The 14,772-nt window shown below is 69.7% G+C and carries 17 protein-coding genes; 10 read left to right on the forward strand and 7 right to left on the reverse strand.

Translation table 11 applies throughout. The features are described from left to right. The first annotated feature begins 40 nt into the window (after positions 1-40). Positions 41-1,087, forward strand: a complete 1,047-nt coding sequence (locus Q0568_RS00590; RefSeq protein ID WP_298860551.1) for a winged helix DNA-binding domain-containing protein — start codon at positions 41-43, stop codon at positions 1,085-1,087. A gap of 35 nt (positions 1,088-1,122) precedes the next feature. Then, complete coding sequence (locus Q0568_RS00595; RefSeq protein WP_298860554.1) at positions 1,123-1,902, forward strand: thioesterase family protein; 780 nt, start codon at positions 1,123-1,125, stop codon at positions 1,900-1,902. A gap of 227 nt (positions 1,903-2,129) precedes the next feature. On the opposite strand, the gene Q0568_RS00600 is transcribed toward Q0568_RS00595, so the two are convergent. Beyond that, positions 2,130-3,572 carry an XRE family transcriptional regulator gene (locus tag Q0568_RS00600; protein WP_298860557.1) on the reverse strand — a complete coding sequence of 481 codons (1,443 nt, stop codon included), beginning with the start codon at positions 3,570-3,572 and terminating at the stop codon, positions 2,130-2,132. A 201-nt stretch (positions 3,573-3,773) separates the two neighbouring features. Between Q0568_RS00600 and Q0568_RS00605 the strand changes: the two genes are divergently transcribed. The 3 genes from Q0568_RS00605 to Q0568_RS00615 all read left to right on the forward strand — a co-directional run bounded on the left by Q0568_RS00605 (position 3,774) and on the right by Q0568_RS00615 (position 6,609). Beyond that, on the forward strand, positions 3,774-5,555 hold the full coding sequence (locus Q0568_RS00605) for a phosphoenolpyruvate carboxykinase (GTP) (protein ID WP_298860867.1): 1,782 nt from the start codon (positions 3,774-3,776) through the stop codon (positions 5,553-5,555). A 164-nt stretch (positions 5,556-5,719) separates the two neighbouring features. Further along, the gene (locus tag Q0568_RS00610; RefSeq protein WP_298860559.1) at positions 5,720-6,163 is read left to right on the forward strand and encodes an OsmC family peroxiredoxin; all 444 of its coding nucleotides are present in this window, start codon (positions 5,720-5,722) and stop codon (positions 6,161-6,163) included. Further along, positions 6,163-6,609, forward strand: a complete 447-nt coding sequence (locus tag Q0568_RS00615) for a hemerythrin domain-containing protein (RefSeq protein ID WP_298860561.1) — start codon at positions 6,163-6,165, stop codon at positions 6,607-6,609. The genes Q0568_RS00610 and Q0568_RS00615 overlap by 1 nt, the downstream gene beginning before the upstream one ends. Before the next feature lie 298 nt (positions 6,610-6,907). On the opposite strand, the gene Q0568_RS00620 is transcribed toward Q0568_RS00615, so the two are convergent. After that, positions 6,908-8,809, reverse strand: a complete 1,902-nt coding sequence (locus Q0568_RS00620; protein ID WP_298860563.1) for an ABC transporter ATP-binding protein — start codon at positions 8,807-8,809, stop codon at positions 6,908-6,910. A gap of 142 nt (positions 8,810-8,951) precedes the next feature. Here Q0568_RS00620 and Q0568_RS00625 point away from each other — a divergent pair, with 142 nt between their 5' ends. Together Q0568_RS00625 and Q0568_RS00630 are read left to right on the forward strand one after the other, a co-directional pair. Next, complete coding sequence (locus Q0568_RS00625) at positions 8,952-9,230, forward strand: hypothetical protein (RefSeq protein WP_298860564.1); 279 nt, start codon at positions 8,952-8,954, stop codon at positions 9,228-9,230. Beyond that, on the forward strand, positions 9,211-9,585 hold the full coding sequence (locus tag Q0568_RS00630) for a type II toxin-antitoxin system VapC family toxin (protein WP_298860567.1): 375 nt from the start codon (positions 9,211-9,213) through the stop codon (positions 9,583-9,585). The genes Q0568_RS00625 and Q0568_RS00630 overlap by 20 nt, the downstream gene beginning before the upstream one ends. A gap of 1 nt (position 9,586) precedes the next feature. Here the strand turns inward: Q0568_RS00630 and Q0568_RS00635 are convergent, their stop codons facing one another. Next, positions 9,587-9,793 carry an AsnC family protein gene (locus Q0568_RS00635; RefSeq protein WP_298860571.1) on the reverse strand — a complete coding sequence of 69 codons (207 nt, stop codon included), beginning with the start codon at positions 9,791-9,793 and terminating at the stop codon, positions 9,587-9,589. A 91-nt stretch (positions 9,794-9,884) separates the two neighbouring features. Between Q0568_RS00635 and Q0568_RS00640 the strand changes: the two genes are divergently transcribed. The 3 genes from Q0568_RS00640 (at position 9,885) to Q0568_RS00650 (ending at position 11,132) form a co-directional block, all read left to right on the forward strand. Further along, complete coding sequence (locus Q0568_RS00640) at positions 9,885-10,268, forward strand: HAD-IA family hydrolase (protein ID WP_298860574.1); 384 nt, start codon at positions 9,885-9,887, stop codon at positions 10,266-10,268. A 59-nt stretch (positions 10,269-10,327) separates the two neighbouring features. Then, positions 10,328-10,630 carry a type II toxin-antitoxin system Phd/YefM family antitoxin gene (locus Q0568_RS00645; RefSeq protein ID WP_298860577.1) on the forward strand — a complete coding sequence of 101 codons (303 nt, stop codon included), beginning with the start codon at positions 10,328-10,330 and terminating at the stop codon, positions 10,628-10,630. Positions 10,631-10,706: 76 nt separating this feature from the next. Beyond that, positions 10,707-11,132, forward strand: coding sequence for a DUF2269 family protein (locus Q0568_RS00650; RefSeq protein ID WP_298860580.1), 426 nt, complete (start codon positions 10,707-10,709; stop codon positions 11,130-11,132). A gap of 27 nt (positions 11,133-11,159) precedes the next feature. Here the strand turns inward: Q0568_RS00650 and ribH are convergent, their stop codons facing one another. From ribH to ribD, 4 genes are read right to left on the reverse strand one after another with little or no spacing between them, the layout of a single operon-like run. After that, a complete protein-coding gene (gene ribH / locus Q0568_RS00655) occupies positions 11,160-11,633 on the reverse strand; it encodes a 6,7-dimethyl-8-ribityllumazine synthase (protein WP_298860582.1) in 474 nt (157 codons plus the stop codon). Continuing rightward, positions 11,630-12,904: a GTP cyclohydrolase II gene (ribA, locus tag Q0568_RS00660; protein ID WP_298860585.1), complete on the reverse strand. Its 1,275-nt coding sequence runs from the start codon at positions 12,902-12,904 to the stop codon at positions 11,630-11,632. The genes ribH and ribA overlap by 4 nt, the downstream gene beginning before the upstream one ends. Further along, entirely contained in the window at positions 12,901-13,542 is a 642-nt protein-coding gene (locus Q0568_RS00665) for a riboflavin synthase (RefSeq protein ID WP_298860588.1), read from the reverse strand. The genes ribA and Q0568_RS00665 overlap by 4 nt, the downstream gene beginning before the upstream one ends. Then, positions 13,542-14,579 carry a bifunctional diaminohydroxyphosphoribosylaminopyrimidine deaminase/5-amino-6-(5-phosphoribosylamino)uracil reductase RibD gene (gene ribD / locus Q0568_RS00670; RefSeq protein WP_298860591.1) on the reverse strand — a complete coding sequence of 346 codons (1,038 nt, stop codon included), beginning with the start codon at positions 14,577-14,579 and terminating at the stop codon, positions 13,542-13,544. Before ribD ends, Q0568_RS00665 begins: the two co-directional genes overlap by 1 nt. Between the last annotated feature and the right edge of the window lie 193 nt (positions 14,580-14,772).

The raw sequence follows: 14,772 nt of genomic DNA on the forward strand, positions 1-14,772 counted from the left end.
GAAGTGCCGCGATGTCGGCGGTCACCGGCATGATGGGCGGATGACTCCGCGCACCATGCTGGACCGCCGACTGCGCTCGCACCGGCTGCGGGCTCCCGCTGCGAGCGTGACGGATGCCGCGCGGCACATGCTGGCCGTGCAGAGCCAGGATCTGCTGGCCGGGCGGTGGGCGCTCGGCGTCCGCACCAAGGGGTCTCCGGTGATCGCCGACGTCGACGCGGCGTTCGCGCGCGGAGACCTGGTGCGTGCGTGGACCATGCGCGGCACGCTGCACATCATCCCCGCGTGCGACCTGGCGTGGGTGCTGTCCGTCACGGGGGAGCGGCAGCGTCGCCAGGCCGCGGGCAGGCAGCGCGATCTCGGGATCGACGAGCGGATGCTGGGCACGGCATCCGCCGTGCTCCGTCCCGCCCTGCGCGACGGCGGATGCAGCCGGGCCGAGGCATTCGCGCTGTGGGACGCGGCCGGCATCGGCCCGCGCGCGCAGCGCGGCTACCACCTGCTGTTCGCGCTCACCATCGCCGGAGAGATCTGCCAGGGTCCCGTCGTCCCGAACGAGCGCGGTGTCGCGCGGGAGCAGCGGTTCATGCTCGTCGAGGACTGGGTGCGCTCCTCCGACACCCCGGCTGATCCGCTCGCGGAGCTGTTCGTCCGCTACATCGACGGGCACGGCCCCGCCGGTGTCGCCGACTTCGCCTGGTGGTCCGGACTGACGCTCGGGACGGCGCGGGACGCGCTGCAGCGGGCAGTCGGCCGCATACAGGAGATCGAGGAGGGGCTGTTCGTCGCGCTGTCCACACCGCGACGCTCGCCGAAAGCGGCGGAGGCGTTCGCCCTGCCGGCCTTCGACGAGTACTACATCTCGTACGCCGACCGCGGCATGACCAGCTCCCCGGACGTGCAGGTCGCCGTCGGACCGGGGAAGAACGGCATGGTGCGGCCGATGCTCGTCGAGCGTGGACGCGTGATCGGCACCTGGTCGCACGCGGATGCCACCCGGCACCTGCCGCCGGAGCTGTTCGCCGGCGAGCAGCAGTCTGCGGCCACGGCATCCGCCCTCGCCCGCTTCGCCCGCTTCATCGGCTGAACGGTGCGGGTGCGGGCACGCGGCAGAATGAGAGCGTGCCGAGCTACTTCCACCGCCTGTCCGAGACCGCCTTCGAACCCACCGAGCACGTCGGTGGCGCGTGGAACGAGGCCGAGCAGCACATCGCACCGGTCCTCGGCCTGCTCGCGCACGTCGTCGAGGCCGAGCACGCAGTCCGGCGCCCGGACGCGCTGCTGGCGCTGTCGCGCGCGAGCTACGACATCCTCGGAGTCATCCCGATGGACGCGTTCGAGATCCAGGCTCCGCGCGTGGTCCGGCCCGGGCGCACGATCGAACTGGTCGAGGTGACGCTGACGCACGGCGGACGCGCCGCCGTCACACTGCGGGCCTGGATGCTGCAACCGGGCGACACCGCGGCGATCGCCGGCATCCCGTTGCCGTCGCTGCCCGACCGGGAGACGCTCCCGGAGTGGTCGCCGGGCGATGTGTGGCCCGGTGGCGCCATCCGCTCCATCGACGCGCGCCGCGAGGCGGTCGCCACCGGCCGATCGCGATGCTGGATCCGGCCCCGCTACCCGTTGCTGGAGGGTGAGGCGATCTCGTCGCGGTCACGGATGCTGGGCATGGCCGACTTCGCCAACGGCATCGCCACGCGCGTACCGCCCGAGCAGGCGCTCTACCCGAACGTCGACCTCACGGCCAGCCTCTTCCGCGAGCCTGCGGGGGACTGGTTCGGCCTGGACACCTCGGTCTCGTTCGGCCCCGACGGCGTGGGCCTGACCGAATCCGTGCTCAGCGACGCCTCGGGCGCCGTCGGCACATCCTCCCAGACCCTCACCGTCCGCCCGCGCTGAGTCGGCTGCTCCGTCGTTCGGCCTGCGATCCGGCATCCGACCCCGCTGAGAACCGGAGGATGGCCGAGATCCGGACGGATCCGGCGGGCGTCATCCGGATCTGGGCGATCCTCCGGTTCTGGGCAGGCGGGCGGGCGCAGAACGGATGCAGGATGCAGGATGCAGGATGCCGGATGCCGGATGCCGGATGCAGGGCGCGTGCCGACAGTGCGACGCCGGGCGCGGGACTACTCGCCGGCGTGCCGGTCGAGGAACGAGTAGACCTCGCTCTCCTCGACACCGGGGAAGGCGCCGCGGGGGAGCGGCGAGAACATGTGCGTGTGCACGCGGGCACTGGGCCAGGCGCGGCCGTCCCAGCGCTTCGACACCTCCGCCGAAGCGCGCCGGCAGCAGCTCTCGTCGGGGCAGGTCGATTGCGCGCGGTTCGAGGTCTCGCGTCCGCGCCACCAGCGGGCGTCGTCGAACGGCACGCCCACAGTGATGGAGAATCCCCCCGAACCCGTCGAGCCGGTCTGCGTGGCGCACCAGAACGTGCCCGACGGGGTGTCGGTGTACTGGTAGTGCTCGGTGGTGCGGTTGCGCTGGTCGAAGGCCGCGCGGGCCGAGAACTTGCGGCACGCCGGCTGGCCCTCCACGGCGCCCGTGACGTCCATCGGCAGCGGCAGGTCGTCGTTCTCGTACACCCGCGTGATGGCACCGCTCTCGTCGACGCGCAGGAAGTGCAGGCGCATGTCCAGGTGGTGCGTCATGAGGTTCGTCATCCGCAGTCCTGCGGCCTCGTGCGTCACGCCGAAGGCGTCGCGGAAGTCCTCCACCGCCAGGTTGCGGTCCTTCTTGGCCTGCTGCAGGAACGCGACGCCGGCGGTCTGGGGGATCAGGCAGCAGGCCGCGAAGTAGTTGATCTCCAGGCGCTGCTGCAGGAAGTCGGCGTAGTCGGTCGGCCGGGTGTGCCCCAGCAGGCGGTGCGCCATGGCCTGCAGCGCCATCGAGCGCAGGCCGTGTCCGCCCGGGATGGAGGCCGGCGGCAGGTAGATGCGGCCGTTGTCCAGGTCGGTGATCGAGCGCGTCGACGACGGCAGGTCGTCGACGTAGATCAGCTCGAAGCCGAGCTTCTCCGCCATGATGCTCACGGTGCGGTGCGTGAGCGCGCCCGAGGTGTGTCCGGCCGCCTTGAGCTGCTTCTCGGCCAGCGCCTCGATCTCCGGCAGGTAGTTGGACTTCTCCCGCATCCGCAGGCGCAGCTCGGTGTTGGCGCGACGCGCCTCCTCCGGCGTGGCGATGGCCTCGCGCTCGCGGCGGTGCAGCTCGCGGTGCAGGCCCAGGATCGCCTCGAGGGTGTCATCGCTCATGCTCTTGGACGCGCGGATCGACGCGATGCCCAGCTGGCGGAACACCGGGCTTGCCTGAGCGCGGTCCAGTTCGATCTCCAGCGCCGCGCGGTGGTTCGGCGGCTCACCGGAGATGAGGTCGGCGACATCCGTGCTGCACGCCTGGGCGATGGCCTGCAGCAGCGACAGCTTCGGCTCGCGCTTGCCGTTCTCGATCAGGCTCAGCTGCGAACCCGCGATGCCCACCAGCGCGCCGAGTTCGTCGAGGGTGTAGCCCTTCTTGGTGCGGTGATGCCGGATGCGATGTCCGAGCGTGCTGAGCTCGAGTCCTGTGGTCGCCATTCCTTGAGCATACCCGAAAGAAGAACAGTTCTTTCCGTGCGAATCGGCCGAAAGCATGCGCAAAACACCGTGAAGATGGATGTATCGCATCCCTCTTCATTAGGAGAAGACATGGCTATGGCCGATACGTACGCCCCCCGCACCTCCCCCGTCGCTCCCGTTCGCAGCTTCGGAGAGGTGCCCGCGTATGACACGCCGGCCATGAAGGAGCTGCGCGACTGGGTCGACGGCATCGCCGCGCTCACCCAGCCCGCCCGCATCCACTGGATCGACGGCTCCCGTGCCGAGAACGACGCGATCATGCACCGTCTGGTCGACGAGGGCAAGATCATCAAGCTCAACCCCGAGTGGCGTCCCGGTTCCTACCTCGCCCGCTCGCACCCCAGCGACGTCGCCCGCACCGAAGCCCGCACCTTCATCGCCTCCGAGAAGGAGGAGGATGCCGGTCCCACCAACAACTGGGCGGACCCGGTGCAGATGCACGCCACCATGGACAAGGTGTTCGCCGGCTCCATGCGCGGCCGCACCATGTACGTCATCCCCTTCTCGATGGGCCCCGTGGGCGGCGCGCTGTCGCACATCGGCGTGCAGGTGACCGACAGCGCCTACGCCGTGGCATCCGTCAGCATCATGACGCGCGTCGGAGACGCCGTCACCCGCCAGATCGCAGAAGGCGCACCGTGGGTCAAGACTGTGCACTCGGTCGGCGCTCCGCTCGAGCCCGGCCAGGCCGACGTCGAGTGGCCGTGCAGCGACGAGAAGTACATCGTGCACTTCCCCGAGACCCTCGAGGTCTACTCCTACGGCTCGGGCTACGGCGGTAACGCGATCCTCGCCAAGAAGTGCTTCGCGCTGCGCATCGCCTCGGTGATCGCCCGCGACGAGGGCTGGCTGGCCGAGCACATGCTGCTCATCCGCGTGATCTCGCCCGAGGGCAAGCAGTACCACGTGGCGGCCGCGTTCCCGTCGGCCTGCGGCAAGACCAACCTGGCCATGCTGCGCCCGACGATCCCCGGCTGGAAGGTCGAGACCCTCGGCGACGACATCGTCTGGATCCGCCCCGGCGAGGACGGTCGCATGTACGCGATGAATCCCGAGGCGGGCTTCTTCGGCGTGGCACCCGGCACCGGCGAGTCCACCAACGTCACCGCGGTGGAGACGCTGTGGGGCAACACGATCTTCACGAACGTGGCGCTGCGCCCCGACGGCGACGTGTGGTGGGAGGGTCTGACGGACACCCCGCCGGCCAACCTCATCGACTGGCAGGGCAACCCGTGGACCCCGGACTCCGGCCGCCCGGCCGCGCACCCGAACTCCCGTTTCACGGTCTCGGCCGCGCAGTGCCCGCAGATCTCCGAGGACTGGGAGAAGCCCGAGGGCGTCCCGCTGGATGTGATCCTGTTCGGCGGCCGCCGTGCCACCAACGTGCCGCTGGTCGTCGAGGCCACCGACTGGACGCACGGCGTCTTCCTCGGTGCGACCATCTCGTCCGAGCGCACCGCCGCCGCCGAGGGCACCGTCGGCGAGCTGCGCCGTGATCCGTTCGCGATGCTGCCGTTCTGCGGCTACAACATGGGCGACTACTTCGGCCACTGGCTGCAGGTCGGTCGAGCGCTGCGCTTCGACCGCGCTCCGCGCATCTTCCAGGTCAACTGGTTCCGCCGTGGCGAGGACGGCCGCTTCCTGTGGCCGGGATTCGGCGACAACTCCCGCGTGATCGACTGGATCATCCGCCGCATCGATGGGAAGGTGGGCGCCGTCGACAGCCCCATCGGCCGCCTGCCGCGTCGCGAAGACCTCAACCTCGAGGGCCTGACGATCACGGATGCCGATCTGGACGAGCTGTTCGACGTGAACGTGGACGCGTGGAAGGGCGAGGCCGACTCGACCGAGGAGTACTTCTCGATCTTCGGCAGCAAGCTGCCCGCCGCCATGCGCAGTGAGCTGGATGCCCTGCGCTACCGGCTCTCCACCGCGCACTGAGCGCATCGACAGACCCGCGACGGCGGGATGCGGGAGACGACCCATGGCTGAGTGGTCTCCGGCATCCCGCCGTCGCGTCATGCGCGGGCATTGGAGGAATTTTCCACAGGGTTTATTGTGGATAAATACCACGCCTGTGGATGACCACCCGAGAACGGAGCGACATGAGCATCGCAGCACGCACAGCCACCACCACCTGGGACGGCGCCCTGGCCACCGGTACCGGCACCTTCGGCGCGACCAGCAGCGGCGCGCTCGACGGTCAGACGGTCACCTGGGGCTCGCGCACCGAGGCGCCCGAGGGCAAGTCCAGCCCCGAGGAGCTGCTGGCCGCCGCGCATTCGTCCTGCTTCTCGATGGCGCTCGCGCTGACGCTCGGAGAGCACAAGACCCCGCCGACCAAGTTGGTCGTCACCAGCGAGGTCACCCTGGACGCCGTCGACGGCGTGCCCACCATCACCACCTCCGCCATCACCGTGCGCGCCACCGTGCCCGGTGTGGATGCCGCGACCTTCGCCTCGATCGCCGACGAGGCTGCGAAGCTGTGCCCCGTCTCGCGCCTGTTCGGCGGCGCGACCATCACGGTCGACGCCCAGCTGGACGCCTGATGGCCGAGGGCACGGCGCTGGCCGACGCGCTGACCGCCGAGCACCGCGCGATCGACGTCGGCATCGAGGACTTCCTCGGCGACGCCTCGAACCCGAAGCCGCTGCAGGACGCGATGCTCGCACTGCGCCGGCACATCTACCTGGAGGAGGAGTTCCTCTTCCCGCCGTTGAAGGCCACCATGATGATGCCGATCTTCGTCATGCTGCGCGAGCACGGCGAGCTGTGGCGGGCCATGGACGACGTGGACGCCACGGTCGCCGCCGGCGACGATGCGGACGCCAAGTGCCGTGACCTGCTGGTGCTCCTGGACGACCACAACAAGAAGGAGGAGCCCATCGTCTATCCGCATTCCGATTCGGATCTGGACGACGACGTGCGGGCCGAGCTCGCCGAGTTCCTCAGCAACGGCACCTACCCGGAGGGCTGGGTCTGCGAACAGGCCTGACTCCGGTCACTGGACCGTCGAGACCCCCTCACCGTTGACGCGGCGGCGAGGGGGTCTCGGCTATCTGCAGGGTCGTGACCAGGGCTCTGCTCGCGGGTCTCATAAGGCTCCCTCGCACCCCCGGAGCCAGCGATATGGCACCCGCGACACTCCCGGGCGTAGGGCTGCTGCTCTCGCGGGGCCGGAATGGCGGCCTCATGCTGTGGAAGCCAGCCATCTGGGACCCGCGGGATCAGGCCGGCTGAGCGGCCACCGGCTCTGCTCGGCGGTCGTGCCGGTTCGGGGAACCGCGATCGCCTCAGACCAGCAGCTGGTGCTTCGCCAGGTCGCGGTACAGCGGCGTGGACTGCACGAGCTCGGAGTGCATGCCCTGGCCGATCACCCGGCCATCCTGCAGCACGACGATGACGTCGCTGTCGACCACGGTCGAGAGCCTGTGCGCGATGACGAGCAGCGTGCGATCCTCGGCGGCCGCGTCGATGGCCTCGCGCATGCGCTGCTCGTTCACGCCGTCCAGCGATGAGGTCGACTCGTCCAGCAGCAGGATGGGGGCCTCGGTCAGCAGGGCGCGGGCGATGGCCAGCCGCTGGCGCTCACCGCCGGAGAGCATCACGCCGTCCTCACCGACCGGGGCCTCGAGTCCCAGCGGGCTGCGCTCCAGCACGTCGCCGAGGTTCACCGAGCGCAGCACGCGCTCGCAGTCGGCGTCGGTGGCATCCGGGGCCGCCAGTCGCAGGTTCTCGGCAAGCGTGCCCGCCAGGGTCGGGGCGTCCTGCTCGACGTAGCCGAACTGGGCGCGCAGCTGCTCCCGCGGATACGCGCGCACGTCGTGGCCGGCCAGTCGGATGGACCCGGCGGTGGGGTCGTAGAAGCGCTCGATCAGCGAGAGGATCGTGCTCTTGCCGGCGCCGGAGGGGCCGACCAGTGCGACGCGTGAGCCGCGCGGCACGGCGAACGAGACGCCCTTGAGCACATCCCGGTCGTCCTCGGTCGGCGAGGCATCGGCCGGGGCAGGCGAGTCGGATGCCGCGCGCTCCAGGTGCGCGTCGACCAACAGCGACTGCGCCTCCTTCGCCGCCGCCTCGCGGGCCGCGATCACGGCATCCGGATATCGGAACCGCACCTCGCGGAACTCGATGGCGGGGGCGCCGACGACGGGAGCCGCCGTGGTGGCGGCATCCGCGTCGTCGTGCTGGGTCTCGGTGGGCAGGTCCAGGATCTCCTGGATGCGGCCCAGCGCGCCCAGCGCCTGGTTGACCGACGTGATGGCGCCGAATGCCTGCCCGAGGGGCATCACGAGCATGAACAGGAACATGATGAACGTCACCAGCGAGGCGATGCTGAGGGCACCGGATGCCACGCGGAAGCCGCCCACGCCCAGCACCACCAGCAGGGAGACCTGCAGTGCGATGCCCGCCACAGGCACGACCATCGATGAGATCTTCGCGATGCGCACGCCCAGTCCGTAGGCCTCGCCGGCGAGGGAATCCACAGCATCCGTCTCGCGCTCGGTCGCGCCCGACGCGCGCACCGTGCGGATGCTGGAGATGCCCCGTTCGATGCCGCTGGCGAGCTCGCCGACCTTCTGCTGCTGCGCGGCGGATGCCGTGCGGATGCGTCCGGAGAGCAGCACGACCGCGACGACCGACCCGCCGATCACCAGCACGATCAACAGCAGGAGCAGCGGGTCGATGATGAGCATGGCGATGAGGGCGCCGACGAACAGGATCGCGCCGCCGACGGCATCCGCAAGACCCTGCGTGAGCACCGCGTACAGCAGGGTGGTGTCGGTTCCGACGCGGGAGACGAGGTCGCCGGTGCGACGCGCGTCGAACTCGCTGATGGGCAGGTGCAGGATACGGGCGATGAGCTGTCGGCGGCTGGAGTAGACCACGGCCGTGCCCGTGCGCTGCAGCAGGTAGTGCTGGTAGCCGGAGATGACGGAGGCCACGATCACCAGGGCGACCAGCAGCCAGACCAGCGCACCGAGCGCCCGGCCCTTCTGCACCTGCGAGATGACCTGCCCCACCAGCAGCGGCTGGGCGAGCGAGGCGGCGGCGCCGACGATGCTGAGCACCGCGACGAGCGCGAGCACCTTCTTGTGCTCGAACAGGAAGGGGAGGAGCTGGCGGAACGTGGCGCGCGGACCGTCCTGCTGCGCGCCGCGCCCGCGTCGGCGTGCTGTCGCCGTACGGGGCATGGGGAACCTTCTTCGGATTCGGGGGCGCTCCATTGTCTCTGGGTCGCCTATGCATCTCCCCATTCGCGAACTCCGAGGAAGTTGTCCACAGATAGCTCTTGAGCGCATGTGCAGCGCATGCGACCATGGGAGCGTGTCTCGCATGCTGCAAGTGAGGAACCTCCCCGATGAGGTGCACGCGCGTCTCAAGGAGCGCGCTGCCGCGGAGCGGATGTCGCTGTCGGACTACGTGGCCCGCGAGTTGGAGAAGCTAGTCAGATACCGCAGCAATGCGGAGATCCTGGCGGCTGCGCGCGCGAGGCGGATCGCTGAGGGGACCACGACGACCAGGGAGGAGATCGTGGAGACTCTCCATGAGGTGCGTGCTGAACGGGATGCCGAACTGGATCGGAGGATACGGGATGCCCGATCTGGTTCTTGATGCTTCCACGGTCGTCGAACTCGTTCGCGGCGAACTCGAGTGGACTCTGGACGGCGATCTCCATGCGCATGCGGGCCTGGATCTCGAGGTGCTCTCCGTGCTGCGTCGGATGGCGCTGCGCGACGAGACCCCACCGCATGTGGCGAGGGAGTCTCTCGACGTCTTCATGGCGCTGATCATCGAGCGCCATCCGGTTCGAGACCTTCTGCCGCGGGTCTGGGCCATGCGGCACGACATCTCCGCCTACGACGCGGGCTATGTCGCGCTGGCGGAAGCACTCGGTGCGCCGCTTGTGACGCACGACAGCAGGCTCGCGAAGACCGCCGAGCGCTATTGCGAGGTCATCGTCCCCTAGCTCACGCCTTCCCGAATCTCTTGTGCGCGGCCTGCTTGCTGACACCGAGGGCGCTGGCGATGGCCTGCCAGGAGTAGCCGGCCAGGCGGGCGCGGCGCACCTGCGCCTCTTCGGCGCGCGCCAGTTCGCGCCGGATACCGGTGAGTCGATGCAGCTCGGCGATCGGCTCGCCTTCGGGATCGACGGAGAGGGCGGTGTGAACGGACATGTCGTCAATATAAGTTGACGAAGGGCAGAAGTCAAGCAGGGTTGACGATATTCCGGATCAGGCATGATGGACGGATGCCGATCGCGCCGCCATGCGCGCCGACTTCTGGGACGCCTACTGCGGCACGGGCAACACCGAGCTCATCGACTACGCGCGGTCGCTGAAGAGCCGAGTCGGTCTGGCCATCCTGTCGAACTCCGCCGACGGCGCCCGCGAGGAGGAGGCGCGGCGCTACGGCTTCTCGAAGATCTTCGACCCGATCTGCTACAGCCACGAACAGGGCGTGAGCAAGCCCGATCCTCAGGCATACCTCGCCACGCTGCGCCGGCTGGATGCCGATCCCGCCGACGTGCTGTTCATCGATGACCATCAGGAGTCCACTGACGGCGCCGCGGCCATCGGCATCCGGGGCATCCTGCACCGCGACAATGCGACGACGATCGCCGCGATCGAGAGGTTCCTCGCTCGCGATTGATCGGGTTATCCACAGCGCGGCGGATCGCCTCCGAAGCCGCACCTGATCGGGGAGCATGGATGCATGTTCTCGAGGCAGTGCAGAAGCAGATGACCTACCTGGTTGACCAACGTTGGTCTGGTGCTTACCCTGACCGTATGAAGACGGTGAAGGTGCAGTATGCGAAGACGCATCTGTCCTCTCTGCTGCACGACGTCGAAGCCGGCGAAGAAGTGATGATCGCGCGCGGTGATCGACCGGTTGCGCGTCTGGTTCCGCTTCAGACATCCGATCAGCGTGAACTGGGGTTCGTGCCGTATGACGTGCCCGACTCGTTCTTCGATGCGCTTCCGGACGACGAGCTCTCAGCCTGGGAGTCCTGACAGTGCGGTTCCTGCTCGACACTCACGTGCTCCTCTGGGCACTCACCGCTCCCGAGCGTCTGAGTAGGCTCTAGGCATGGGTACCGTCATGATCCTCCTGCACGTCCTGACCGCCGTCTTCATCGTCGGTCCGATGGCCATCATCCCGATGACCGGCCTGCGCACACTGCGCTCCGGCAATGCCTCCGCGGTGCGCAGCCTTGCGAAGTCGACAGCGATCTTCTCCTGGCTGTCGCTGCTCACCTTCCTGCTCGGATTCGGCGTCGCCGGCATGTGGAAGATCAGCATGGGCACGCCGTGGGTGCTGATCTCGACCATCGCCTACGTGATCGCGTTCGTGCTGAGCACCTTCGTCGTCGTGCCGCAGATGCGCAAGGCCGCCGACCAGGTCGAGGACGCGGCCGCGGGCGCCAAGCCCGCCGCCTATGGTGCGGTCGCCGCGTTCAGCGGCATCACGAGCCTGCTGCTGCTCGTGGTCGTCGTGCTCATGGTCGTGCACTGAGCCTGGGCGCTTCACAGCACCTCTGCGTCAGCCCCGCAGCTGGGCGATCACGCGTGCCGTGCGCAGAGCGGCCTCTGCGGCCTCCGCGCCCTTGTCCTCCTGTGAGTCGGCGAGGCCCGCACGGTCCAGCCCCTGCTGCTCGTCCTCGAGGGTGAGCACGCCGAAGCCCACCGGACGGCCGGCATCCAGCGCCACGCGGGTGAGTCCGTCGGTGGTCGCGGCGGAGATGTACTCGAAGTGCGGCGTGCCGCCTCGGACGATCACGCCGAGCGCGACCACGGCATCCGCTCCGCCGGCGAAAGCCGCCTGCGCGGCCACCGCCAGCTCGAACGACCCCGGCACGCGCACCAGCGTGTGCTCGGCGCCGGATGCCTCCAGCACGCGCTGCGCGCCGGCGATCAGGCCGTTCGTGATGACCTCGTGCCAGGTGCCGGCGATGACGACGACCCGCAGGCCGGTCCCGTCGACAGGGGAGGTGGTGGGGGCTCCGGCGCCGCTCATGCGTCGTCCTTTCCGTGGGCGAGCGCAGCGGCCAGCTCGGCTTCGCCGATGATGTGGCCCATGCGGTCGCGCTTGGTCTCGAGATACTGGTGGTTGTTCGGGCCGACGCCGACGATCAGGGGCACCTGCTCGACGACATCCAGGCCCAGCTCGCGCAGCTGCGCGACCTTGTCGGTGTTGTTGGTCAGCAGACGCACCTTGGAGATGCCCAGGTCGCTGAGGATGCCTGCCGCGGCCGCGTAGTCGCGGGCATCCGCCGGGAAGCCGAGCGCGAGGTTCGCGTCGACGGTGTCCAGGCCGTCCTCCTGCAGGTGGTAGGCGCGCAGCTTGTTGATCAGGCCGATGCCGCGGCCCTCGTGGCCGCGCATGTAGATGACCACGCCGCCCTCCGCATCGATGCGGTCCAGGGCCGCCTGCAGCTGCGGGCCGCACTCGCACTTCTGCGAGCCGAAGGCCTCGCCGGTCAGGCACTCGGAGTGCACCCGCACGAGCGCGGTCTCGCCCGGGGTGCCGGAGACGACGGCGATGTGGTCGGTGCCGGTGACGCGATCCTTGTAGGCCAGGAACCGGAACGTGCCGTGCGAGGTCGGAACCGTGGCGTCGGCGCGCAGGCTCACCCGGCGGCCGGTCTTCGTCGCGCGGCAGTCGACCTCGTCGCGGGGATCGGTCTCGTTCAGGTGCACGATCAGCTGCGCGATGGTGATCACCGGCATGCCCTCGCGAGCGCCCAGCTCCTGCAGCTCGGGCAGGCGCATCATGCTGCCGTCCTCGGCCACGACCTCGGCGATCGCGCCGACCGGACGCAGGCCCGCCAGGCGCATGAGCTCCACGGCGGCCTCGGTATGTCCGCCGCGCTCGCGCACGCCGCCGTCCACCGCGCGCAGCGGCAGGATGTGACCGGGCCGGATGATGCTCTTCGCGGTGGAGTCCGGGTTCGCCAGGGTGTTCAGCGTGTGCGAGCGGTCGTGGGCGCTGATGCCGGTCGTCACGCCCTCGGCGGCGTCGACGCTGACGGTGTAGGCCGTCGAACGGGCGTCCTCGTTGCTGGCGACCATGGGCGGCAGGTTCAGGCGGTCGGCGAGGTCGGCGGGCATCGGCGCGCAGATCAGGCCGGACGTCCAGCGCACCATGCGCGCCATGACCTCGGGGGTGGCCAGCTCGGCGGAGATGATGATGTCGCCCTCGTTCTCGCGATTCTCGTCGTCGGCGACGATCACCGGCTTGCCGGCGCGCAGCGCGTCGAGGGCCTCTTCGATGGTGGAAAGGCTCATCGCGAGCCTCCTTCCTGGGCGGTTTCCGGGGCAGTGCGGAACGCCAGCAGGCGCTCCACGTGGCGGGCGAGTATGTCGGTCTCGAGGTTGACGACGTCGCCGGGGGTCAGCGCGCCGAGGATGGTGGCCTCGAGGGTCTCGGGGATGAGGGAGACCTCGAACCAGGCATCCGTCTCGGTGGCGTCGCTGACGGCGCTCACGGTCAGCGACGTCCCCGCCACGCTGATGGAGCCCTTGTCGACCACGAGCGGTGCGAGATCGGCGGGGAGTGAGATGCGCAGCACGCGCCACTGGTCGCCCGGGCGCACCTCGAGCACGCTGCCGGTGCCGTCGACGTGCCCCTGCACGATGTGGCCGCCCAGTCGGGCGCCGACCGGCATGGCCTTCTCGATGTTCACGCGCGACCCGACGCTCAGCGCGCCCAGCGCCGACACGTCGAGGGTCTGCTTCATGACATCCGCGTCGAACGTGTCCGGGGTGGAGCCGACCACGGTCAGGCACACTCCGCTGACGGCGATGGACTCGCCGTGCACGGCATCCGCTGCGGCACCCGGCGCGCGCACCGTGAGCCGCCAGCCGTCGCCGGACGGCGCGATTCCGGCGATCTCGCCGACTTCCTCGATGATTCCGGTGAACATCAGTCTCCTTCTTCCGAGTTCTCGCCGGCCGCCGGGTGGGCGACGGCCAGCAGGTCGTCGCCCAGGGGCAGCCATTCGTCGATGATCAGGCGGCGTGCGGCCGCGATGGTCGGCACGCCGATGTCCGTGAGCGCGAGGCGCTCCCCACCCAGCAGCACCGGGGCGAGGTACACCAGCACGGTGTCGGCCAGGCCGGCGGCGAGGAACGCGCTGGCCAGGGTCGGGCCGCCCTCCACGAACACACGCTGGATGCCGCGGGTGCGCAGGTCCTCGAGCACGGAGATCAGGTCGTGCGTGTCGTAGAACAGCGGTGCGTGAGGGTGGCTGCGCAAGGCGGCATCCGCAGGCGTCTGGCGCGACCCGATCACGACGGGGACGGGCTGGTGCTCGTACAGGGCGTCGCCGTCTCGGGCGGTGAGTGACGGGTCGTCGGCGAGGACGGTTCCGGTGCCGACGACGATGGCGTCGGATGCCGCGCGGCGGCGGTGCACGTCGGCGCGGGCGGTAGGTCCGGTGATCCACTGGCTGGTGCCGTCGGATGCCGCGGCGCGGCCGTCCAGGCTCTGCGCCCACTTCACGGTGACGTGCGGGCGGCCCAGGCGCTGCGCGGTGATCCAGTCATGGATGAGGGCTTCCGCAGCATCCGCCTGCTCACCTGATTCGACGTCGACGCCGGCGGTGCGCATCCGGTCGGCGCCACCCGACGCGCGCGGGTTGGGGTCGTCCATCGCGTAGACCACGCGGCCGATGCCGGCGTCGATGAGGGCCTGCGAGCACGGACCGGTGCGGCCGGTGTGGTTGCAGGGCTCCAGGGTCACGACGGCCGTGGCACCCGTGGCGGCGCCGGGCGTGAGCTTTGAGAGCGCGTCGACCTCGGCGTGCGGGGTGCCCGCGCCGCGGTGCCAGCCCTCGGCGAGGATCTCGCCGGAGGCGGAGAGGATGACGGCGCCGACCTGCGGGTTCGTGCTGCGCGGGCCGTTCGCGGCCAGTGCCAGCGCGCGGGTCATCGCGTCGCGTTCCGCCTGCGTGGATGCCATCCGTCGTCCTCTTCTGGATCTCCGGGGCAGGCTCCACGCACGAACGCGTCGCCCGTGCTGCCTCTCCTCCGGACTAGCGAACCTGAGTTCGCATCACCGTCGGTCCTGGAATTCCACCAGATCGGCGCCTGTGACCAGGCGTTCGCGGACTGTCACCGCCGGTTCGGATTCTCACCGACCCCGGAGCACGTTG

The organism is uncultured Microbacterium sp. (genome assembly GCF_937927635.1).
Taxonomy (GTDB): domain Bacteria; phylum Actinomycetota; class Actinomycetes; order Actinomycetales; family Microbacteriaceae; genus Microbacterium.